Source organism: Bacillus sp. BB081, assembly GCF_008368895.1.
Taxonomy (GTDB): Bacteria; Bacillota; Bacilli; order Bacillales; family Bacillaceae_G; genus Bacillus_A; species Bacillus_A wiedmannii.
Window position 1 is genome coordinate 1 of the sequence record NZ_QOZX01000150.1, and the last position, 571, is coordinate 571.

General features: G+C 46.2%; 1 protein-coding gene. It reads left to right on the forward strand.

Annotated elements, in window-relative coordinates:
* A partial coding sequence (locus DN394_RS28770) for a response regulator transcription factor (protein WP_149294472.1) occupies nucleotides 1-571 on the forward strand: 571 nt, incomplete at both ends.

Here is a 571-nt window from a genome sequence, read left to right on the forward strand (position 1 = left end):
TGCAGCGGATGGTCATCAAGCGTTAGAACTATTCAATTCTTCTGCTCCTGCATTGGTTATCCTTGATATTATGTTACCCGGCATGGATGGCTGGGATTTACTCAAAATTATTCGTAGTAAAAGTGCTTGTCCGGTTATTATGCTGACTGCACGCGATGATATTCAAGATCGACTCACTGGACTGGACGGTGGAGCCGATGATTATATGACCAAGCCTTTTATGCCTGAAGAAGTGGTCGCACGGGTCAATGCGGTACTGCGTCGTCGTCCACACTGGAACGATGGAGGCAGTAAACGGAACTTTGGTAATCTAGTGATTGATATGGCTGCCAAACGTGTCTATCTAAATGGTGCTGAAGTGGCACTCAGTCCACGAGATCTATCATTATTACTCTTTTTATCAGAACATCCAAATCGTACATTTACCCGTGATCACTTGATAGAGCAAGTCTGGGGAATGGATTACGATGGAAGTGATCGAGCGGTCGATCTATCGGTCAAAAGATTGCGCCAGTCACTCTCTCACTGGTCATCACAGACGGGAGAACTTCGAACATTGCGCGGAATGGGG